The organism is Thalassotalea sp. PS06, from assembly GCF_007197775.1.
Taxonomy (GTDB): Bacteria; Pseudomonadota; Gammaproteobacteria; order Enterobacterales; family Alteromonadaceae; genus Thalassotalea_A.
Genome location: NZ_CP041638.1, coordinates 588,695 through 610,734, shown reverse-complemented (window position 1 = coordinate 610,734; position 22,040 = coordinate 588,695). Strand labels below are relative to the sequence as shown.

Genomic DNA, 22,040 nt, shown 5'->3' with positions numbered 1-22,040 from the left:
CTATAACTGTCAGTTCCTTACCCATATTGCCCACACGTGTAATTTTACTTTGCCTATTCCTTGTCCTGGTAACCCAATCAGATTACGCTAAACTGCGCTAAGCTGCAGGATGCGCTCAGTTAAATCAGCAAAGCTCAACCCGGCTTGTTTAGCCGCTTTTGGCACCAAGGACGTTTCTGTCATGCCCGGTACGGTATTTACTTCTAATACTTGCCAGTTACCATCTGAATCCTGCATGACATCAACACGTCCCCAGCCTTTTGCGCCGGTAGATTTAAATGCCTGTAACGCCAGAGCCTGTAATTTAGATTCCTCTGTCTCAGTTAAACCACATGGACAATGGTACATGGTGGTTTGACTCTGATATTTCGCCTGGTAATCATAAAACGCATTTGGCGTTTCCATCCGAATCGCCGGCAACGCCTGGTCGCCTAGAATGGAAACCGTATATTCCGCTCCACTTAGCCACTGTTCGATCAACACCTGCTGGTCATACTCGAATGCGGTGGTTAACGCATTAGCGAGTTCTTGTTCAGAAGTTGCTATGCTCATACCAATACTTGAGCCTTCTTTTGCAGGCTTGACCATCACTTTGCCGCTAAGAGAAGACAATATCTTTGACAAATCAGCCTGCTGAAAATTTTCCCGGCTTAATACATGAAACGGTGCGGTGGGAATATTGCTCGCGGCAAACAATTGCTTCGAGCGGACTTTATCCATAGACAAGGCCGAACCCAATACCCCGGACCCGGTGTACGGTATTTTCATATATTCAAGAGCACCTTGCAGGCAGCCGTCTTCACCGCCTCGACCATGCAGGGCGATAAATACCCGATTGATTTTCAGCGCATGTAAATCTGCCAGGGCAAAACCCTGGGTATCAATAGCCAGTACCTCGTAGCCTTTTTGTTCAAGACCTTTAACGACAGCTTCGCCGGAATTCAGCGATACTTCCCGCTCAGCGCTATCACCGCCAAACAATACGGCAATTTTTTCATTGTGTAATTGGTCAATCGAAAGTAATGATTGGTTACTCATCCTTACCCCCTTGATCTTTTAATGCTCTGTCCGTTTTGACATTGAGCACTTTTGCATCAATGAGCTCCCGGGCAATGGCACCAATGTTACCTGCACCCTGGGTGATCAACATATCACCATCTTGCAGAATTGACGCCAGAATGTCTGCCACTTGATCCGGTGAGCTCACATAAATAGGCTCTAACGAGCCACGCGAGCGAATGCTTCGAGCCAAGGATTTAGAATCGGCGTTAACAATCGGTTCTTCGCCAGCAGCGTATACGTCGAGCAATACTAACGCATCGGTCTGTGACAACACCTCGACAAAGTCTTCATACAAATCCCGGGTACGGGAATAACGATGCGGTTGGAACATCATGACCAGACGCTTACCTGGCCATCCGTTGCGCATCGCTTTAATCGTTGCATCAACCTCACTAGGGTGATGACCATAATCATCAATTACCTGCATTTCACCCTGTTCGGTGTTCAGTGTTGCTAAAAACTCAAAACGTCGGCCGATACCTTCAAACTTACTGAGGGAATTAACAATGGCTTCATCACTTACACCTTCATCGGTAGCAACGGCTATCGCTGCCAGCGCGTTTAAAACATTGTGTCGGCCCGGCAGGTTCAGGGAAATATCAAGATCGGCTTTGCCATTGCGATGCACCGTAAAAGAAGAGGTTTGTGAACGTTGCTGATAATTGGTTGCCCGCACGTCGGCGTCTGATGAAAAACCATAGGTGATGGTTTGGCGGGAAATACGCGGCAATAATTCTTTTACAACCGGATTGTCCAGACACACAACCGCGAGCCCATAAAACGGCAGATTGTGTAAAAATTCGATATAGGTGTCTTTGAGTTTTTCAAAATCACCTTCATAGGTTTCCATGTGGTCAGCATCAATATTGGTTACCACGGAAACCATAGGTTGAAGATGCAGGAAGGAAGCATCACTTTCATCGGCTTCAGCAACCAGATAACGGCTGCTTCCCAAACGCGCGTTAGTACCGGCACTATTTAACAAGCCACCGATAACGAATGTCGGGTCAAGTTCGCCTTCGGCCAGAATACTGGCTATCAAACTTGTGGTTGTGGTTTTTCCGTGGGTACCGGCAATGGCAATACCATGTCGAAAACGCATTAGCTCTGCGAGCATTTCTGCGCGACGCACCACAGGAATACGCATTTTTTGGGCCGCTTGCAGCTCAACATTATTGGCATCAATTGCCGTCGATACCACGATAACACTGGCACCTTTAATATTGTCGGCGTTATGACCAATGGCGATCTGTGCCCCTAAAGACGTTAACCGGTTTACAACAGCGTTTACGCCAATATCAGAACCGGTTATCTGATAACCTTCATTCAAAAGTACTTCGGCAATGCCTCCCATTCCGGCACCACCAATGCCGACAAAGTGAATCGTTTTCACTCGGCGCATTTCTGGAATATGGGCTGTTAATTGTTTCATACGTGTACCATTGATTGACAGATTTTACTTACATGTTCAGTGGCATCGGGCCTGGCCGCCTGCACACTGGCTTTTCCCATATTAATTAAGTTTTGCTCAGAACTAAACAAGGTTGTCAGTTGTTGAGCCAACGCTGTTGCGGACAGCTGTGTTTGCGGCATTAACGTTGCCGCACCAGCATTAACCAAAAACATCGCGTTCTTGGTTTGATGATCATCAACTGCATGTGGCAAAGGCACAAAAATCGCCGGTTTCCCGGCAAGCGCCAGCTCAGATACCGTTAGCGCCCCAGCCCGGCAAATTACTACATCGGCCCAGGCGTAGGCAGCTGCCATATCATCAATAAATTCACTTACCTTTACTTGCTCAGCATCGATACCAAGTGATTCGTAAGTTTCATTTACCGCGGCAAAGTGTCCAGCACCCGTTTGGTGCCATAAGGCAATGTTCTGCGATTTCATTTGCGAGACAGCTAGAGGCACAGTGTCATTCAATACCTTGGCTCCCAGGCTGCCGCCGACAACCAATACATTGCGGCTAACTGTAGTTTTGTCTTCAGACGATATATTTGACTGCAACAATTCGATAATGTCAGCTCTTACTGGATTGCCAACCACCTCGACGTTCGCCATCGATTGAAACGCACCAGGAAATGCCGCTAATACTTTACTGGCAATTTTCGCCAACAACCGATTTGATAACCCAGCCGCTGCATTTTGCTCATGTAACACCAGTGGAATGCCACGAATTTTGCTCGCCAAGCCACCAGGCGCGGATGCATAACCGCCCATACCAAGAACAACGTCAGGTTTGACTTTATCAATAACCGCTAATGATTGTTTGACTGAGTGAATAATTTTAAATGGTGCGCTCAACCAGGAACGCATACCTTTACCGCGCAGTCCGGCAATGTCGATAAAGGAAATGTCATAGCCATGGTTCGGAACCACTTTTGCTTCCATTCTTGCCGCTGTGCCCAGCCAATGTACCTGCCAGCCTTGTTGTTTAAGGTAATCAGCAACTGCAAGGCCCGGGAATATATGCCCGCCTGTGCCACCCGCCATGATTAAAATCGAAGGTGCTTTATTCATCTTCACCTCCAACGGATTTCTTACGTCGTTTCGCTTTGGTTGCGGTTTTGTTGGTTGCATTAATCGCCTGCACTCGTAATTCATGATCGATGCGGATCAGGACAACTATTGCTAATGTCATTACTATCATTGAACTACCGCCATAACTGATTAATGGCATAGTTAAACCTTTGGTAGGAAAGACACCAGCACTTGCGCCTACATTTACCGCTATCTGGAAACTGAACCAGATGCCGATGGCGTAGGCAAAATAGCCTTCAAAATATTTTTCATTAAGTAGGGCGCGTTTCCCCAAAAACAAGGCCTTAATGACTAAAGTCAGGCAAATTAATAAAATTACCAAAATTCCAAGGAAGCCAAACTCTTCGCCAATTACCGCCATAACAAAATCAGTATGGGCTTCCGGTAAATATTCCAGTTTTTGAATACTATTACCTAAACCCTGCCCGAAGGTTTCGCCACGGCCATACGCCATCAACGACTGGGTCAGCTGATAGCCTTCATCAAAAGGTCTGGCCCAGGGATCTAAAAACGCGGTGATACGGCGCCAACGATAAGGTGAAATAACAACAAGTAAAGAAATGGAAGCCAGGCCAATTACCGCCACACCGATAAACTGCCAAAGTTTGGCACCAGCAAGGAACAACAAACCAATGGTGGTAATGAACATCACTACCGCAGTTCCCAAGTCTGGCTGCATTAGCAATAAAAACCCAAGAAAACCTAGCACCAAAAGGGGCTTAATAAAACCCTTAATCTGCTCTTTGATTTCGTCTTTTTTACGCACCAGATACGCTGACAGGTAACAGAAGAAGAATAACTTCGCCGGCTCCGCCGCCTGAATGTTAATCGGCCCCAATGCAATCCATCGGGTTGAACCATTTACGGTTCGGCCAATTACCAGTACCGCAGCCAGCATTACAATGGCCAGAACCAATAAGTAACCGCTGGCCTGATGCCATTGTTGCATTGGTCGGGTAAGGGCTGCGACGGCAATGATTAAACTAACGACGATAAAAAAGCCGTGACGAAAAACAAAATGAAAAGGGTTGTCGAACAGGCGCTCAGCGACAGGCATCGAGGAACTGGCCACCATGACCATACCAATCAGATACAAGGCTAACGCCAACAGTAAGAAACCACGGTCGAATGTCAGAGGTTGTTGATTGTTGTCTTTGAAGTTAAACCACTGCTCCCACACTGGCATACCTGTTGCCGGCAATCCCGGAGTTGCTTTAGTCATTTAGCACCTCCTCAATGCAACGGCGAAAATCTTCACCGCGGGCCATGTAATTTGGGTACATATCAATACTGGCGCAAGCGGGAGACAATAACACCATATCCCCGGGTTGAGCTTCGGATTTCGCGACTCGAACCGCTTCCATCATCGAATCAACGACAGAGGTGTTAGCTTTTAAATTCGCCAGAGCGTGTCTGTCCTGACCTAAAGTGATCAGAGTATCGACCCGATCGTTAAGTGCCGCTTCCAACGGTGAAAAGTCTGCGCCTTTACCATCGCCACCAGCGATTAACACCAGTTTATTGGTCGTTGGCGCTAAACCATCGATAGCTGCCAGGGTGGCACCGACATTGGTGGCTTTTGAATCATTGACCCAGGCAACACCATCAGAAGATTCAATTCGTTGGCATCGATGTTCAAGTCCGGAAAAGGTTTTTAACCCGGCAAGCATTTGCGCCATCGGCCAACCGAGTAGTTGCCCATAGGCCAGTGCTGCCATGCAATTCAACAAATTATGCTGACCTGCAACAGGAAGTTCATCGGCGGCGATTAAGCTCTGGTCGCCAAAACTAATGTAAGTTTTATCGGTGGTAACCAGGCCAAAATGCCCGGTTTTTCCTTGCTGCAAACCAAAACTAATCGCTTGAGCTTTTGCGTTTTCAGGGTATGTCAGCACATCTTCACGATTAAAAACAAAAGACTTACTCATCCCATAAATGCGTTGTTTTATCGCCTGATAGTTTGTCATGGTTTTGTGACGATCGAGATGATCATCACAAATATTGAGAATGCCGCCAACCTCAGCGCGCATGCTCGACATGATTTCTAATTGAAAACTGGATAACTCTAAGATGACGATATCGGCGCTATCATCAACCGTATCAAGTACTGGCACTCCGATATTACCGGCAAGTATGCTGTTAATGTTGCATGCTTTTGCGAGGTGCGCGATTAGGCTCACTACGGTAGATTTACCATTAGAACCGGTTAGTGCTACAACCGGCTTGTTATTGACGCGAATAAATAACTCAACGTCACCGATTAGCTCGGCAGAAGCCGCAACAGCATCATGGATTTGCGGTTGCTGCACGTCTACGCCCGGGCTGGCAATAATGACATCGCTGCTGGCAATAACATCGCTATCCCAGCCACCAAGGTGAACCCCCTGGCACTGCTCTAACGCATTAACCTCGGCAAAGGCAGGAACACAGGAACGCGAGTCCATCACTGCAAACGGAATTTGCTGTCGCTCAAGATAGCGGGCACAGGACATCCCGGTCGCACCCAGACCGAGAATCGTTATCCGTTTATCTTGCAGAAAATCCAGTTCCTTCATCCTGTGTTGTATTCCTGATTTTTTTATCTGAGTTTCAGCGTTGCCAGGCCAATAAGCACCAGCACGATAGAAATAATCCAAAAGCGCACGATAACCCGAGGTTCCGGCCAGCCTTTTAATTCATAATGATGATGAATGGGCGCCATACGGAAAATTCGCTGGCCTCTGAGCTTGTATGAACCAACCTGTAAAATTACCGATAGGGTTTCGACAACGAACACGCCACCCATAATAAATAAGACAATTTCCTGTTTTACCAATACGGCAATAACACCAAGAGCTGCTCCAAGGGCTAACGAGCCAACATCACCCATAAATACCTGAGCCGGGTATGTGTTAAACCATAAGAATCCTAAACCCGCGCCAACAATCGCGGTGCAGACTACGACCAACTCACTGGCATTTCTCAAGTGCGGTAAATGCAAATACTCGGAGAAATTAAGGTTACCGGTAACGTATGCGAAAACCGCGAAAGCACCGGCAACTAAAATGGTCGGTACTATGGCCAAACCGTCGAGGCCATCGGTTAGGTTTACCGCATTAGAGGTACCGACAATAACTAAATAAGCAAACACAATGTAAAAGATCCCCAGCTGCGGCATGACGTCTTTTACGAACGGGATTAACAAAGAGGTTTCTGTTGGCGAAGCTGCAATGTAGTAGACAAAAAATGCCGTAATCAAACCCACTACGGTTTGCCAGAAATACTTCCATCTGGCGATCAGGCCATTGGGGTCTTTGCGAATCACTTTCCGATAATCATCGACGAAACCAATCAGGCCGAAACTGATGATCACAAACAACACGATTTGTACGTACTGATTTGTTAAGTCTGTCCATAACAAAATACTGGTAACAATGGAGCCTAGAATTAAAATCCCGCCCATGGTGGGCGTGCCGGATTTTGATAAATGGCTCTCTGGACCATCATCACGAACCGTCTGGCCAATTTGCATTTTTTGTAATGCCCGAATCAGTTTCGGTCCGAAATAAAGTGACAACCCCAAGGCGGTCAGGGTGCTGACAATCGCCCGAAAGGTTAAATATGAAAATACGTTAAAAACGCTAAAGTACTGGGTAAGATATTCACCCAACCAAACTAGCATGTTGTTCCCCCTGTCGTACTGCGTCGCCATTCGGCGATATCTGCAACGACTAATTCCATCCGCGCACTGCGCGAACCTTTGACTAATATTGTTATTGGCTGACGTTCAGTCTCTAACAACTGCTTTAAATAATCTAAAAGCAGTTCTCGCGATGAGAAATGTCGGCCTTTTTGTTCGTAGACATCGGATGCTGACTGGCTCAGCACACCCAAGGTAAGTAAGTTATCAATACCCTGTTTTTGCGCATATTCGCCGATTTCCTGGTGGTATGCACGGGCATCTTCACCAAGTTCTGCCATGTCACCCAATATCAATAAGGTACGACCATCGTAACCGGATAAGAGTTCCGCTGCAGCTCTGGTCGATTCCACATTGGCATTGTAGGTATCGTCAATCAGCGTCATTTCACCCGGTAATTGGTGCAGGTTTAAACGTCCTTTAACCGGCTGCATGCTTTGCAGCCCCTGCTTAACCTGCTCGAGTGTCGCGCCCATTGCCATGCAAACGGTAGCGGCAGCAACGGCATTACTGACATTGTGGATGCCGGGTAATGGTAGCTGCAACGCTGTGCTTGCTGTGGGGGTATGCAGTACGAACGCAGCACATCCTAAAGAATCCATTTCAATATCACTGGCAAAATAATCCGCTTGTTGCTGATTATCACTGCCAGAGAAAGTTTTTGTCTCTTTGCCTTGCAGGCGCCATAACCACTTATCGGCATATGGCGTATCAAAGTTATAGGCACCTACACCATGTTCACCAAGACCATCAAAAATCTCACCTTTGGCTCTGGCAACACCGTTAAGATCGCCAAACCCTTCCAGATGCGCGGCAGCAATGTTATTGATCATCGCTACATCTGGCTTAGTCAGGTTTGTCGTATACGCAATTTCACCTAAATGATTAGCACCTAGCTCAATAACCGCATACTCATCGCCTTCGGTTAAGCGCATTAAGGTAAGAGGTACGCCAATATCGTTATTGAAATTGCCACCTGTTGCTAATACCTGGCCAAGTTGCGCCAGAATCGCCGCAGACATCTCTTTCACCGTAGTTTTGCCACTACTACCGGTTATCGCCAGAGTCTTTGGATTCACTCTGGCTTTAACCAGAGCGCCGAGTTGTCCAAGGGCTTTGTGAGTATCGGCGACAACCAACTGAGGAATGTTAATAGCCTGCACAGATTCAACAATGGCAGCGCTACATTTTGCATCTTCGGCCTGTTGAATAAAATTGTGGGCGTCAAAGTTAGGGCCTTTAAGGGCAATAAACAAATCGCCTTGTTTTAGGGCTCGGGTATCGGTGCTGACTGATTCTATCGTGGTATCAGAACCAATCAGGTTTGCGCCCAGATGGTTAGCAATTTCAGATAAGGTTAACTGGATCATGACTGACTCCCGGAAAAATAGTCGGCAACCAACGCTCGCTCATCATAGTCAATGCGCTCTTCACCAATAATCATGTAATCTTCATGGCCTTTACCGGCAAGTAAAACCATGTCTTGTGGACCTGCATTGCTTAATGATGCAGAAACGGCCTGACGACGATCGAGGATAATCTCGGCTCGACTCTGATTGCTTAATCCGGCGAGGATCTCATCGGCAATGGTTTGCGGATTCTCAGAGCGAGGGTTGTCGTTGGTAATGATGATATGGTCGGCATGTTGTTCTGCCACCTGCGCCATTAATGGTCTTTTGCCTTTGTCGCGATCGCCACCGCAGCCAAATACTACCCAAAGATTTGCCGGATTATGATAACGACATGCTTTTAAGGCGTTTTCAAGGGCGTCGGGCGTATGAGCGTAGTCAACGACAGCGGTGGTGGTATCAATGCCACTGAAAGCTTCCATCCTTCCAGCTACGGCATGAAGTTTGGTTGCGGCATTTGCAATATCATCTAGTGCATAGCCTTCAATCAACAGGGCACTAAAACATGCCAGTAAGTTATCGACGTTAAACCTACCGAGTAATGGCGTTGCTACCGCGACGCTTCCCCAACTTGATTTAAGGGTAAAATTAAGGCCTTTGGAGTGACACTTGATATCGCTGGCAATCACGTAATGGTTCGCTTGCGTAAATTGTTGTTGCAGCTCATCCAGATTTTTTGTCGAGGAAAACATTACAATCGGATTGCTGCCGCAAGCTTTAGCTAAATAACGAAGGGATTGTTTGTCATCGGCATTTAACACCCAGCGTTGAGTGTCATTGGCGACAAATAATTTGCCTTTGGCATCACCATAAGCGCGCATCGAACCATGATAATCAAGGTGATCACGACTTAAGTTGGTGAAAATTGCGACATCAATTAGCTCTGGTAGCAGTCGCTTTTGCTCAAGCGCATGGGAAGAAACTTCCATCGCCACGTTTTCTCTGCTACCGGCTTTGAAACCCGCTAACAGAGATTGCAACAAGGTAGGTCCTGGGGTGGTATTATTGATATCAACCAGATTATCAACGGCGCCTGCACCTAAGGTGCCAATCATCGCCGAAGGTTTGTTTAGGATATCAAGAGATTGGGCGATAAGCTGGCAACAACTGGTCTTGCCATTCGTGCCCGTCACACCGTACAAGGTCATGTCTTTGGCCGGATGCTGATAATATTCTGCCGCTAACTGTGCCAGATTGGCACCGAGTTGATAAAATTCCACCGCAGCAACCGGTCCCGATGGCCCTTCTAACCAGCGTAACTGGCCGTGACCCGCTTCATCATCAACATCAATCAACACCATAGCTGCGCCTGCAGCAATAGCTGATTCGATAAAGACATGTCCCTGGCCAAGGGTGCCGCGAACCGCGGCAAATATATCTCCCGCCATGATCTGGCGTGAGTCATTAACTATCTGTTTTTTATCCGCATCCAGCTTAGGGTCAAGGGCAATCTTGAACTTAGCTAGTGCCGAGGTAATGGAATAAGCAGTTACATCACCCATTGCTCACTCCTGTGCTACTTGATTGTGTACTTGTTGCCTGTGTTGACAACTGCGGGATATCATCCGGCGCTATATTAAGATAGCGCAGCGTTCCCGCCATAATTTTTGAAAATACCGGGGCGGCGATTTCGCCGCCATGATATAGATCACCAGCAGGATCATCGATAACAACGACAACCACTACTTTGGGATCCGATAAGGGCGCAATACCGGCAAATAAGCCGCGGTAATCATTACCATAACCTCCGGCAATCGATTTCTTTGCGGTTCCGGTTTTACCACCGACCCGATAGCCTTCAACTTTTGCCCGCTTACCGCCGCCATCTTTGACAGCCAACTCTAGCATATCAACCAGTATTTTTACGTTTTCCTCAGAGGCAACCCGCTCTCCCTGACTAAATTTTGGATCTTTTAATACCGACAGTGGTTTCTTAATGCCACCATTACCCAGGGCGGCGTAAAAACGAGCCAGTTGCAAAGGGCTTATCGCCAAATTATACCCATATGACAAGGCGGCTATTTCATGTTTTGACCAACGATTACTATCCGAAATCATCCCTGAGGTTTCGCCAATCAGACCGGTGCCGGTATCCTCGGAAAAGCCCATCTCATAAAACTTCCCGATAAAGTAATCTTTCGGCATGTCTAAAGCAAGACGTGCAGAGCCCACATTCGAAGAATTTTTCAAAATATCCGCTAACGTCTGCTCTCCATACCCTCGAGTGTCGGTTACACGGCGACCACCAATGCGCATTGTCTGACCGGTTTTAATCACAGTTTCGGTATCTGCACTGCCAAATTCCAATGCACTTAGCACCGTTAACGCCTTCATCGTTGAACCAGGCTCGACGACATCGGTTATTGCCCGGTTCCGGAATCTGTGGGTTGCGACCCCTTTACGGTTATTAGGATTAAATGACGGGCCATTGACCAGGGCGAGAATTTCACCGGTATGCACATCGACCACGACGGCGCTGCCGGAATCCGCTTTAAATGATTTAATACCGGCAACTAATTCCCGGTAAGCGAGAGCCTGAATGCGTTGGTCAATCGAAAGAATGATATCCTGAGGCTGCTGAGCTTCTTGCTCCTCGAGAAGTTCAATCAGGTTGCCTTTGGCATCTTTTCGGTATTGTTTTTTGCCCGATTTACCGGTCAATACATCATTATAAACACGCTCAAGACCTTCAATGCCGTTATCATCAACGTCAGTAAAGCCAATCAAATGGGCGGTAATTTCACCTGCTGGATAAAAGCGTTTAGATTCTTTACGTAAATGAATGCCCGGGATCTTGAGCTCTTTCACATATTGGGCGATCGCCGGATTAATTTGTCTGGCAAGGTACACAAATCGTTTTTTCGGGTTAGTACCGATACGTTTTCTTAAGGTGGTAATATCCATACCAAGGACATCGGCTAGCGCTTGCAAGCGCCGTGTCTTCGACAGACCATCTTTTTCAATGACATATTTAGGATCGGCGTATACGGTTTGCACGGGAACGCTTACCGCGAGTTCTTCGCCATTGCGGTCAACAATAGAGCCACGGTGGGTATCTTTAGTTGCGGTTCGCAGTGAGCGCAGATCCCCTTGGGCTTTTAGCATGTCCGGTTCGATGACCTGAATGTAAGCCGCGCGCAAAATCAGACCGAAAAAAACCAAAGCAATGCCACCAATCACCAGATTGAATCGCCAGGCGATGGTCATCGGTTGCACGTTGTCTTTATTTTTCCGTGGTTTCTTTGCCGTCATGGTATTTTTATTATTTTTTCGTCTTTGGGTAACGGTCTGGTCATCAGTAAAAAGCTTTCTGCTTTTTGCTCAATTTCGCTATGTTCCGCCAAGGCACTCTGTTCAAGTATCAAATTGCGCCATTGGATATCCAGCTGATCTTTTTGACTCAGTAACTGATCCAGTTCTGTCGTAGTCTGGCGATTCAAATGGGTAAAATAAATGACAGCGAACGCCGACATCAGCAGCACAAACATCAATACATAGGTCGTCTTGTACTGATAAATATCCTGCCAAATTTGTTTAACCAGTCCTTGATTATCCATTGCCATTGCCGCCTGTTCGTTATTTGATTTATAGCGCCATGAATCGCAGTTTACTTACTCAACCGCTCAGCTACGCGTAACACGGAACTTCGCGATCGAACGTTTTCTTCTACTTCTGATTTACTCGGTTTTTGCTTACGTCCAACAAGAGATAATTTCTTGCCTTTTTGCAATTCCTGCTCAGATATTGGTAAGCCCCGAGGTACCTGTTTCCCCTGGCTTTGTTTCTTCATAAACTGTTTAACCATTCTGTCTTCTAAAGAATGGAAACTAATGACCACTAAACGGCCACCGGCTTTTAATACATCCAAAGACGCGTTCAACGCATCTTCAATTTGCTCTAATTCACTATTGATGTAGATGCGTATTGCCTGAAAACTTCGGGTTGCCGGGTGCTTTTTGATTTCTCGTTGCGGTGCCGCAGTTGCAATAATTTTTGCCAGTTGGGAAGTGGTGACAATATCTTGCTCTTCACGGGCATCGACAATGGCATTGGCAATTCGCCAGGCATGCTTTTCTTCGCCAAAGGTGCGCAGCACCCAGGTAATATCTTCAACGTCGGCTTTGGCAATCCACTGAGCAGCAGTTTGCCCTGTACTGGTATCCATGCGCATATCCAGCGGGCCATCTTTCATAAAGCTGAACCCCCGGTTGGCATCATCTAATTGCGGTGAAGACACTCCCAGATCCAACAAAATACCGTCAACTTTATCGGTTAGCGAAAGCTCTGAAGCGATACTGGCTAATTCGGCAAATCCATTGTGAACAATTTGAAATCTTGGGTCATCCGCATACTTTTTCGCTGCGGCAATTGCTGTAGGATCGCGATCGATGGCAATCAGACGGCCGTCATTATTGAGATTATTGAGAATTAATCCGGAGTGGCCGCCACGGCCAAAGGTACAATCGATATAAGTCCCGTCCGGCTTGATCGCCAGACCATCAATTGCTTCATCAAGCAGCACTGAAATATGTTTAAAGTTTTGTTCCATGACTATAAAGAGAAGTCCTGTAACCGTTCGGTTAATTCAAAATCGCCGGACTGAATACTGGCGATCCCCTGCTGCATTTGTTGTTGCCATCTGGCTTCGTGCCAGATTTCGAATTTGTTAAATTGGCCGACCAGCATACATGCCTTATCAAGACCAGCATGTTCTCTAAGCACGGGAGCAATTAGCAAGCGGCCATTTTTGTCCATTTCACACTCGGTTGCGTTCCCTAACAATACCTGTTGGAACATGCGTTCTTCAGGGATCATGCTCGAGAGCCGGGAAAGTTTCAGTTCAACCTCTTCCCATTCCGATAATGGGTAAAGCAACAGACATGGGTTCTGAATGTCGACCGTGCAAACCAACTTCCCTGAAAAATCCCCATACAAAACCTCACGGTACCGTGTTGGTATCGTGAGCCGGGATTTACTGTCCAGGGTTACCTTGTTTGCGCCTCTAAACATCAGCCTTATTCTTATATCTTCCGTTGCTAACTAGGTGAGTAAAACATTTTAAATATAGTTAAGATCACACAAAGATCCACTTTTTTCCACTTTTCCCCACAATTACACAGTTTAGTGAGTTTGTTAAAGGCCTGTCAAGTAACCTTAGGGATTAAAATCTGACTCGAAAGTCTAATAACAATGGGCGTTAGCGAGAAGTTTTTGAATTCGTGGGGTTTTGTGACCGAACCGCGCAAAAACCAGGATCACATACCAAGTTCGATTGATATTATTCGACAAATGCGTGGGGGATTTTAACATAACCGGGTTCGTAACGTCATAATCGATTACGTAAAATTACAAGTTTCAAAGGCTAAACAGGCGATGACCGGATCGGCGATAAATCCTTCTATCTACAGAAGACAAGCCGGCACTCTAGCTCTAAGATTGATACCACTCCTATCACCACTAGTATCAGCGCCAAGTAAAATGGCGCTACGCTTTCATCTCTTCGAGCTCTTTGCCCTTGGTTTCATGGACATACTTAAATACGAAGATTGCCGATAAAACAGCGCCGAGGGTGTAGAAACCGTAAGCACCTGCCAAACCAATACCGGTTAGCATTACTGGGAATGAAATAGTAATTAAGAAATTGGCCAACCATTGCGCCAAGCCAGCAATTGCCAGTCCTGAACCGCGCAATTGATTTGGGAACATTTCCCCGAGCATCACCCACATCACAGGTCCCCAGGAGAAGTTAAAGAAGATTACATAAGCATTGGCACCGATTAACGCCAGGGTGCCGTATTCCCCGAGATCTAGCTTGCCATTGTCGCCAAGGTCAGCATTGGCAAATGCAAACACCATTAGCCCCAGGGATATCGCCATCCCTACAGAACCAATCAGTAAGATAGGTTTGCGGCCAATTCGGTCAATTAATAATACCGTAGCAATACAGGCGGCAATGCTCACAGCACCAGAGATAATATTAATCTGTAGGGCGTCGGATTCAGTAAAGCCCACCGCCTGCCAAAGCACGGCACCGTAGTAAAATACCACGTTAATGCCCACGAACTGCTGAAATACCGCAAGACCAATTCCCACCCAAACCAGAGGTCGTATCTTTCCTGTAGCTTTGTCGATAAGATCGGCCATCGATGGCGTATGGTCGAATTTTTCCACCGATTCACGAATCGTTTTTAAATGGCTTTTACCTTCGACATCGCCATAAAGCTTGAACAGGACTTTTTCGGCTTTTACGTAGCGTTGTTTGATAATCAGATAACGGGGACTTTCCGGAATAAACATCAACAGGATCAGAAATAACGAGGCAGGAATCAACTCCATCCAGAACATCCAGCGCCAGGCTTCAAATCCAAACCAAAACTCTGCCGTCGATTGCCCTGCAGCGTTTGCGAGAAAATAATTGCTTACAAAGGCGAGAAATAAACCGGTAATAATGGCGATTTGTTGTATGGTTGCCAGGCTGCCACGGATCCTGGCGGGAGCTACCTCGGCAATGTAAGCGGGCGCTAACACACTGGCGGCACCAACAGCAAGGCCACCAATAATTCGAAAAACAATAAATTCGCCACTACTGGTGGCAATCCCGGAACCATAGGCGCTGATGATAAAGAAGATTGCAGCGACGATAAGCAAGGTTTTACGGCCAAAGATATCAGCCATGCGGGCCGCGAAAAATGCCCCGACGGCGCAACCAAGAAGCATACTGGCAACATTAAAACCAGTGCCTACGCTGTCGGAATTAAACGCTTTTTGTAAACCATCAACCGTGCCATTAATAACACCGGAATCAAAACCAAAGAGAAAACCACCAATCGTCGCCACACAGCTTATTAATAAAATAAAACCGATGTTTTCCTGATTTTCCTGAGTGGCAACTTGATTCACGATGGCCCCTTTAAAACGACGACAACAAATCTTGTTGCTTTATTGTAGTCGAATCAGGACCATACCTTTTGCTAATTGTGAAGAATTTTAGCTTAGATTCGATTGCGTTTTGTTTTCGAGATAATGGAAAAACTCAAAATCTGCCGCTTTTTTCATGCCAGTTAAGTGCTGAAACCAAAAACATAAAATTATGCCGCGCCAAGGCCAATGAAAACCATTCCTTGCTTAAAATTATTGATCAATGTTTATTCTAAATTAAATACTTGCCGTTGACAGAAGATGAAATTTAAACAGCCATGTTAGACACAAAAACAATTAAAAATATTTGTTTCAACTTATACCTTATCCTTGGTAAAGGCGCGGGCAATACGACACGCGCTTACTAATCGTCTTCATTATGCTTTAATCGGCACCAGTTCCCGTTCAATTTGTTCAAGTGTTTTATTTTTAGTTTCCGGCAATAGCCATATCACTAATACCAAACCTATCACCGCAAAACCACCGTAGAGCATAAATGTCATGGCATTACCCAGGTTATTTATCTCCCAGGGTAATAACAGCTGTACAGTAAAGCTCACGCCGGAATTAATTAAGCCTGTCGCTGCTATAGCAATTCCGCGCAGATGATTTGGAAATATTTCCGCCAGTAATACCCACATAACCGGACCAAGGCTAATCGCAAACGAAGCTACAAAGCTAAGAATGCCGAACAACACTAATTCAGGTTGAATGTTAATCGCCGCCTGAATCAATTGTGCTTCATTGGCTTTATATTCTCTTGGCGTTAACCTTTCTCGAAGTGCCGACTTAAACGCTAGATCGTCACTAAACTTAACGCCAACCACGCCATCCAACTTTGCAGATTCAATTTGAATTTGCTCAACAGTCTCTGGGGTCAACTCATAGGTTGCGTTTTTAAAGCCATAAGAGGCAATACTCATGCTGATAAAAATCCCTGCAAGACCGGCAATAAGCAGCGGTTTACGTCCAACTTTATCGATCAACAACATAGCGATAATGGTAAATACGACATTAATAATTCCCACCCAAATCGCTTGCGCAAACGCAGCATTAGTACCAACCCCACTCTGCTCGAAAATAGAAGGAGCATAGAAATAAATGGCATTAACCCCGGTAATTTGCTGAATGACCGCAATCACAATGCCAATGGTAAGAACTAATCGCATGTTTTTAGAGAATAAATCTTTGAAGCTATCAAGAATGCGAGCTTCTTTTTGATGGGATTTTTGTTCGATCTCGGCCATTTCCATTTCCATGGCCTGCTCACCATGTAATTGTGTCAGAACTTCACGGGCCTGCTGCTTCTGACCATTCAAGGCAAGAAATCTGGGACTTTCAGGAATAAGTGTCAGCAACAATAAAAATATCGTGGCGGGCACCAATTCAATGCCGAGCATCCAGCGCCAGACGTTTTCAGTAATACCTAAACTAACAGCCAGCTCAGAGCCACTCTCAGCAACATTCAGTAAAAAGTAATTGGCGAAATAGGCCGCGGATAAACCAATAACGATATTGAATTGGTTTATCGAGATCATCTTGCCACGATTACTAGGGGCTGAAATCTCAGCAATGTAGACCGGCGCCAGAATCAAAGAAGCAAAAGCAAACCCGCCGATTGCTCTGGCGATAACCAACATCCAGTAACTTGTCGCCAGTGCAGAAAACAATGCGGAAATCACATAAAGCGCCGCAATACCAAGCAACACTTTCTTTCGCCCGATACGATCACTTAGGGTGCCCGCGATTAATGATGCGATAGCAGCCCCAAGGGTTGGCGCACTAACGACGAACCCCTGCTCCCACTCGTTAAGATCAAACTCAACGGCGACGAAATTGACGACGCCGGATATCACCGAAGCGTCAAAACCAAAAACGAATCCGCCCAGGGAAACAATAACGGCAATGAATAAACTAGAAGGTAATGCTTTTGTCATTATTATACTCTTAGCTGTTAACGCTATCATTTACTCGTCTATAGACATAGTTTCTAGCTCTATATAACAGCGAATTTGCTGATTGTTGTAATTTTGCTGATTGTTGTAATAAAGGTTAGTTTCAGTTGTTGACCTATATTTTATTTTTTGTTCTGCTAACCACTCGCCCCGTTTTTTTTTACAAAAAGTTAACGTATTGACTTAGAGTTGGTTAATTGATTTGCCATGAGGCTTTCTGCATAAAAACAGATCAGCAATTAGCCTAACACTAAGCCGTTCAAGATGCACCCGCCCGTGTTTCACTTAAACCAATAAACGGTTAAACTCGTCCCCCATTGATTAACTGGTTTATTATCACCACCTGTTTATAAACCAGTCCCCTGGCATCTCACCGCACGAATTGATAGCGTTAACATTTTAAACTTATTCCTAAGCGATAAATTTAGGTGTCTAGGTATTGACCTTGGCATCAAACGTAAGTCCCCCTGAGCACTGAACATAGCGTTCGGTGCTATTTTATAGCCATTATCATGGTGACATCTTTTATCAACATGCTAATATGCCGGCTTAACCCGCGATCTATCGCAGGTTTATTGCCTACTTAAAATAAAAACCCATCAATTCAATATTTAAACTAAGGTAAGTAACAGATGACCTCGCGCAAACAATTAGCCAATGCTATCCGTGCATTAAGCATGGATGCCGTACAACAAGCCAATTCTGGTCACCCAGGAGCGCCAATGGGAATGGCGGATATTGCTGAAGTGCTATGGAATGATTTCTTAAAGCACAACCCGGCAAATCCAGGCTTCCCGGATCGCGACCGTTTTGTATTATCCAATGGTCACGGGTCGATGCTAATTTATTCACTGTTACACCTTAGCGGTTATGACTTACCGATTGCAGAGCTGAAAAACTTCCGCCAGTTGCATTCAAAAACCCCAGGTCACCCGGAATACGGTTACACTCCGGGTGTTGAAACCACGACTGGCCCACTTGGCGCCGGTATTGCCAATGCCGTAGGTATGGCTATTGCAGAGAAAACCTTAGCGGCACAATTTAACCGTGAAGGCCACGATATTGTTGATCACTTTACCTATTGCTTTATGGGTGATGGTTGTTTGATGGAAGGTATTTCCCATGAAGCCTGTTCACTTGCCGGCACCTTAGGCCTTGGCAAGCTAATCGCCTTTTGGGATGACAATGGTATTTCCATCGATGGTGAAGTTGAGGGTTGGTTTACCGACAACACACCTGGCCGTTTTGCCGCTTATGGCTGGCACGTTATCGCGGATGTTGATGGTCACGATCCAGAGCAAATCAGCGCAGCGATTAAAGAAGCACAATCTATTACCGACAAGCCGACACTAATTTGTACTAAAACCATTATCGGTTTTGGCTCGCCAAACAAATCCGGTTCTCACGACTGTCACGGCGCGCCATTGGGTAAAGAAGAAATTGCCGCAGCCCGTGATTTCCTTAACTGGAACGAATCTGAGTTTGTGATTCCAGACGAAGTGTATCAAGGTTGGGATAACAAACAAGCCGGCGCTGAGGCAGAACAAGACTGGCAACAGCGTTTTGATGCCTATCAACAAGCTCATCCAGAGCTTGCGAAAGAATTTACCCGTCGAGTTATCGACAAGAAACTACCCGAAGATTTTTCTGCAAAAGCCGATGAATTTATTGCCCAGTGCCAGGCTGATATGGCGAACATCGCCAGCCGTAAAGCCTCGCAAAATAGCATCGAAGCCTTTGCCCCTATGTTACCTGAATTGCTAGGTGGTAGTGCCGACCTTGCGGGCTCTAACCTGACATTATGGTCTGGCTCTAAAGGCATCGAAGCCAATGACGCGAGCGGCAACTACCTATTTTACGGTGTTCGTGAATTTGGTATGAGCGCAATCATGAACGGTATCTCCCTTCACGATGGTTTTATCAACTACGGTGCTACCTTCTTAATGTTTATGGAATATGCTCGTAATGCGGTGCGCATGTCAGCATTGATGGGCGTACAAAACATTTTTGTTTATACCCATGACTCCATTGGTCAGGGTGAAGATGGTCCAACCCACCAACCAATCGAGCAACTAGCTAACCTACGCATGACGCCAAACCTTACTACATGGCGCCCATGTGATGCGGCGGAATCTGCAGTTGCCTGGAAAGCGGCAATTGAAAACCAAAAAGCGCCTTCGGCATTAGTATTTTCACGTCAGGGCCTAACCCATCAAGCGCGAACTGACGAGCAATTAGCAAACGTTGCTAAAGGCGGTTATGTGCTGATCGACAGTGACGGTACGCCAGATATTATCTTGATTGCTACCGGTTCAGAAGTGGAACTAGCGGCGCAAAGTGTGAATACCTTAAAAGAGCAAGGCATTAATGCGCGTCTGGTATCTATGCCAAGTACCACGGTTTTCGACCAACAAGATAGAGCGTATCAGCAGCAGGTTCTGCCAGATAGCGTCGTAAATGTACTGGCGGTAGAAGCTGCCCATGTGGATTACTGGTTTAAGTACGTAGGTAAGCATGGTGACGTTGTTGGCATGACCACCTTTGGTGAGTCTGCGCCGGGTGGTGTATTAATGAATCACTTTGGTTTTAATCTGGATAATGTTGTAAGCAAAGCCAAGCAACTGATCGAGCGCAATCAATAAGGGACAATAGGAAATACTGATGGTATTACGTACGCAATTACCGGGTTGGCAGGCAGTGGAAGCTCAGGCTGAAGCAATGAAATCGATGCATATGAAAGACTTGTTTGCGAGTGACGCCGAGCGTTTCAACAAGTTTTCTTTATCACTTCCGTCGATGTTATTTGATTACTCGAAAAACCTGGTGGATGAATCTACCATGGCGGCGCTGTTCAACCTGGCACGCGAATGTGAGTTAGAGAACTGGCGTGAAAAAATGTTCAGCGGTGAGCGGATTAATATTACCGAAGACCGCTCTGTACTTCATGTTGCCCTTCGCAATCGCAGCGACGATGCATTAATGGTTGATGGCGTTAATGTACGAGCCCAGGTTAAAGCTGAGCTAAACAAAATGCGTTCCTTCACCAATACCGTGCGCAGCGGCGACTGGAAAGGCTATACAGGAAAATCCATCACCGATGTAGTAAGCATTGGTGTTGGTGGTTCCAACCTTGGTCCGCAAATGACCACGGAAGCGCTAAAAAGCTATGGCGACGGCACCTTAAAAGTACACTATGTATCGAATGTCGATGGCAACCAAATTGCCGACGTTTTGGCTCCACTTAATCCAGAAACCGTGTTGTTTGTGGTTTCCAGTAAAACCTTTACCACTTCAGAAACCATGACTAATGCCAATACTGCAGTGACTTGGTTTCTGGATGCTGCCACGGATAAAGCGGCAATCGCTAAGCATTTCGTAGCGGTTTCTACAAACACCGAAAAAGTTACTGAGTTTGGTATTGATGCCGAGAATATCTTCGATATGTGGGATTGGGTTGGCGGACGCTTCTCACTTTGGTCGGCAATTGGCTTACCGATTGCCCTATATCTTGGATTTGAGCAATTTGTTGAGCTACTTGATGGCGCCCACCTTGTTGATAACCATTTCGAACAAGCACCACTAGAAGAGAATGTACCTGTGATCATGGCGTTACTGAGCCTGTGGAACTGTACTTTTTTAGGCGCGCAATCGCAGGCCATCCTACCATACGATCAGCCATTACACCGTTTAACCGCTTATTTGCAGCAGGCAGAAATGGAAAGTAATGGTAAACACGTGAATATGGCAGGTGAGGTTGTACCTTATCCGACAGTGCCAACCATTTGGGGTGAGATTGGTATTAATGGTCAGCATGCGTTTTATCAGTATTTGCACCAAAGCAATAATATTGTGCCAGCAGATTTCATCGGTTCGGTTGAGAGTGTTGCAAACGTTAATGGTCACCACGATATCCTGATGGCAAATTTCTTTGCGCAATCGGAAGCAATGATGACTGGTGTTACCGAAGACGAAATCAGAGCAGACCTTGCCAGCAAAGGTCATAGTCAGGCTTATATCGATAACGTTGCGCCCCATAAGGTGCATGAAGGCAACCGCCCTACCAACACCATATTAATGGATAAACTTGAGCCAAAAACCATGGGTATGCTAATCGCCCTGTATGAACACAAAATCTTTACGCAAGGTATTTTGTTAGACATCTGCTCATTTGATCAATGGGGTGTTGAGCTAGGTAAAGGCCTGGCGAATCGTATCCATAGCGAAATCGCCAGCAATCAGGTGAGCCCTCATCACGATAGCTCGACCGCTTCGTTAGTTCGCTACTACAACGATAAAAAGTAATTTTGGTCGGTTAAATCAAGCGTTGCAAAGCCCGGCAGAAGCCGGGCTTATTTATCCGTTTTGCCGACGCATCCCCCGCAGCTGCAATAACTTCTGGTGATTTTCCAATACAGATAATTTAGCTAACACCAATCACACTAAGTTTGTGCACAACTCAGAGTTAGGGCAGAG

General features: G+C 46.0%; 16 protein-coding genes. 2 read left to right on the top strand and 14 right to left on the bottom strand.

The features are described from left to right. Nucleotides 1-87 precede the first annotated feature (87 nt). The 14 genes from FNC98_RS02655 to FNC98_RS02590 all read right to left on the bottom strand — a co-directional run bounded on the left by FNC98_RS02655 (nucleotide 88) and on the right by FNC98_RS02590 (nucleotide 17,549). Complete coding sequence (locus tag FNC98_RS02655) at nucleotides 88-1,038, bottom strand: D-alanine--D-alanine ligase (RefSeq protein WP_185968040.1); 951 nt, start codon at nucleotides 1,036-1,038, stop codon at nucleotides 88-90. Continuing rightward, the gene (murC, locus tag FNC98_RS02650) at nucleotides 1,031-2,494 is read right to left on the bottom strand and encodes a UDP-N-acetylmuramate--L-alanine ligase (protein WP_143579806.1); all 1,464 of its coding nucleotides are present in this window, start codon (nucleotides 2,492-2,494) and stop codon (nucleotides 1,031-1,033) included. The genes FNC98_RS02655 and murC overlap by 8 nt, the downstream gene beginning before the upstream one ends. Continuing rightward, entirely contained in the window at nucleotides 2,491-3,585 is a 1,095-nt protein-coding gene (murG, locus tag FNC98_RS02645) for an undecaprenyldiphospho-muramoylpentapeptide beta-N-acetylglucosaminyltransferase (RefSeq protein WP_143579805.1), read from the bottom strand. Before murG ends, murC begins: the two co-directional genes overlap by 4 nt. Then, entirely contained in the window at nucleotides 3,578-4,792 is a 1,215-nt protein-coding gene (gene ftsW, locus FNC98_RS02640) for a cell division protein FtsW (protein ID WP_144035425.1), read from the bottom strand. Before ftsW ends, murG begins: the two co-directional genes overlap by 8 nt. 28 nt (nucleotides 4,793-4,820) lie before the next feature. Then, nucleotides 4,821-6,161, bottom strand: a complete 1,341-nt coding sequence (gene murD / locus FNC98_RS02635; protein WP_143579804.1) for a UDP-N-acetylmuramoyl-L-alanine--D-glutamate ligase — start codon at nucleotides 6,159-6,161, stop codon at nucleotides 4,821-4,823. A gap of 23 nt (nucleotides 6,162-6,184) precedes the next feature. After that, nucleotides 6,185-7,267 carry a phospho-N-acetylmuramoyl-pentapeptide-transferase gene (mraY, locus tag FNC98_RS02630; protein ID WP_143579803.1) on the bottom strand — a complete coding sequence of 361 codons (1,083 nt, stop codon included), beginning with the start codon at nucleotides 7,265-7,267 and terminating at the stop codon, nucleotides 6,185-6,187. Next, a complete protein-coding gene (gene murF, locus FNC98_RS02625) occupies nucleotides 7,261-8,655 on the bottom strand; it encodes a UDP-N-acetylmuramoyl-tripeptide--D-alanyl-D-alanine ligase (RefSeq protein WP_143579802.1) in 1,395 nt (464 codons plus the stop codon). The genes mraY and murF overlap by 7 nt, the downstream gene beginning before the upstream one ends. Beyond that, a complete protein-coding gene (locus tag FNC98_RS02620; RefSeq protein WP_143579801.1) occupies nucleotides 8,652-10,196 on the bottom strand; it encodes a UDP-N-acetylmuramoyl-L-alanyl-D-glutamate--2,6-diaminopimelate ligase in 1,545 nt (514 codons plus the stop codon). The genes murF and FNC98_RS02620 overlap by 4 nt, the downstream gene beginning before the upstream one ends. Next, nucleotides 10,189-11,946, bottom strand: a complete 1,758-nt coding sequence (locus FNC98_RS02615; RefSeq protein ID WP_143579800.1) for a penicillin-binding transpeptidase domain-containing protein — start codon at nucleotides 11,944-11,946, stop codon at nucleotides 10,189-10,191. Before FNC98_RS02615 ends, FNC98_RS02620 begins: the two co-directional genes overlap by 8 nt. Beyond that, nucleotides 11,943-12,251 carry a cell division protein FtsL gene (gene ftsL, locus FNC98_RS02610; protein ID WP_143579799.1) on the bottom strand — a complete coding sequence of 103 codons (309 nt, stop codon included), beginning with the start codon at nucleotides 12,249-12,251 and terminating at the stop codon, nucleotides 11,943-11,945. The genes FNC98_RS02615 and ftsL overlap by 4 nt, the downstream gene beginning before the upstream one ends. A gap of 50 nt (nucleotides 12,252-12,301) precedes the next feature. Then, nucleotides 12,302-13,243 carry a 16S rRNA (cytosine(1402)-N(4))-methyltransferase RsmH gene (rsmH, locus tag FNC98_RS02605; RefSeq protein WP_143579798.1) on the bottom strand — a complete coding sequence of 314 codons (942 nt, stop codon included), beginning with the start codon at nucleotides 13,241-13,243 and terminating at the stop codon, nucleotides 12,302-12,304. Nucleotides 13,244-13,245: 2 nt separating this feature from the next. Further along, nucleotides 13,246-13,704, bottom strand: coding sequence for a division/cell wall cluster transcriptional repressor MraZ (gene mraZ / locus FNC98_RS02600; protein WP_143579797.1), 459 nt, complete (start codon nucleotides 13,702-13,704; stop codon nucleotides 13,246-13,248). 474 nt (nucleotides 13,705-14,178) lie between these two features. Next, nucleotides 14,179-15,594 (bottom strand): sugar porter family MFS transporter, encoded by a 1,416-nt coding sequence (locus FNC98_RS02595; protein ID WP_143579796.1) that lies wholly within the window; start codon nucleotides 15,592-15,594, stop codon nucleotides 14,179-14,181. A 395-nt stretch (nucleotides 15,595-15,989) separates the two neighbouring features. Beyond that, entirely contained in the window at nucleotides 15,990-17,549 is a 1,560-nt protein-coding gene (locus FNC98_RS02590; protein WP_143579795.1) for a sugar porter family MFS transporter, read from the bottom strand. A gap of 650 nt (nucleotides 17,550-18,199) precedes the next feature. Here FNC98_RS02590 and tkt point away from each other — a divergent pair. Next, complete coding sequence (gene tkt / locus FNC98_RS02585; RefSeq protein ID WP_143579794.1) at nucleotides 18,200-20,209, top strand: transketolase; 2,010 nt, start codon at nucleotides 18,200-18,202, stop codon at nucleotides 20,207-20,209. Nucleotides 20,210-20,228: 19 nt separating this feature from the next. Further along, entirely contained in the window at nucleotides 20,229-21,869 is a 1,641-nt protein-coding gene (gene pgi, locus FNC98_RS02580; RefSeq protein ID WP_143579793.1) for a glucose-6-phosphate isomerase, read from the top strand. Nucleotides 21,870-22,040: the final 171 nt, after the last annotated feature.

Excerpts from the sequence above, each read along its gene's own strand:
- tkt (WP_143579794.1), top strand. The coding sequence starts at position 18,200 with ATGACCTCGCGCAAACAATTAGCCAATGCTATCCGTGCATTAAGCATG.
- murF (WP_143579802.1), bottom strand. The coding sequence starts at position 8,655 with ATGATCCAGTTAACCTTATCTGAAATTGCTAACCATCTGGGCGCAAAC.
- FNC98_RS02620 (WP_143579801.1), bottom strand. The coding sequence starts at position 10,196 with ATGGGTGATGTAACTGCTTATTCCATTACCTCGGCACTAGCTAAGTTC.
- rsmH (WP_143579798.1), bottom strand. The coding sequence starts at position 13,243 with ATGGAACAAAACTTTAAACATATTTCAGTGCTGCTTGATGAAGCAATT.
- FNC98_RS02655 (WP_185968040.1), bottom strand. The coding sequence starts at position 1,038 with ATGAGTAACCAATCATTACTTTCGATTGACCAATTACACAATGAAAAA.
- murC (WP_143579806.1), bottom strand. The coding sequence starts at position 2,494 with ATGAAACAATTAACAGCCCATATTCCAGAAATGCGCCGAGTGAAAACG.
- ftsW (WP_144035425.1), bottom strand. The coding sequence starts at position 4,792 with ATGCCAGTGTGGGAGCAGTGGTTTAACTTCAAAGACAACAATCAACAA.
- FNC98_RS02590 (WP_143579795.1), bottom strand. The coding sequence starts at position 17,549 with ATGACAAAAGCATTACCTTCTAGTTTATTCATTGCCGTTATTGTTTCC.
- pgi (WP_143579793.1), top strand. The coding sequence starts at position 20,229 with ATGGTATTACGTACGCAATTACCGGGTTGGCAGGCAGTGGAAGCTCAG.
- mraY (WP_143579803.1), bottom strand. The coding sequence starts at position 7,267 with ATGCTAGTTTGGTTGGGTGAATATCTTACCCAGTACTTTAGCGTTTTT.
- ftsL (WP_143579799.1), bottom strand. The coding sequence starts at position 12,251 with ATGGATAATCAAGGACTGGTTAAACAAATTTGGCAGGATATTTATCAG.
- FNC98_RS02615 (WP_143579800.1), bottom strand. The coding sequence starts at position 11,946 with ATGACGGCAAAGAAACCACGGAAAAATAAAGACAACGTGCAACCGATG.
- murG (WP_143579805.1), bottom strand. The coding sequence starts at position 3,585 with ATGAATAAAGCACCTTCGATTTTAATCATGGCGGGTGGCACAGGCGGG.
- mraZ (WP_143579797.1), bottom strand. The coding sequence starts at position 13,704 with ATGTTTAGAGGCGCAAACAAGGTAACCCTGGACAGTAAATCCCGGCTC.
- murD (WP_143579804.1), bottom strand. The coding sequence starts at position 6,161 with ATGAAGGAACTGGATTTTCTGCAAGATAAACGGATAACGATTCTCGGT.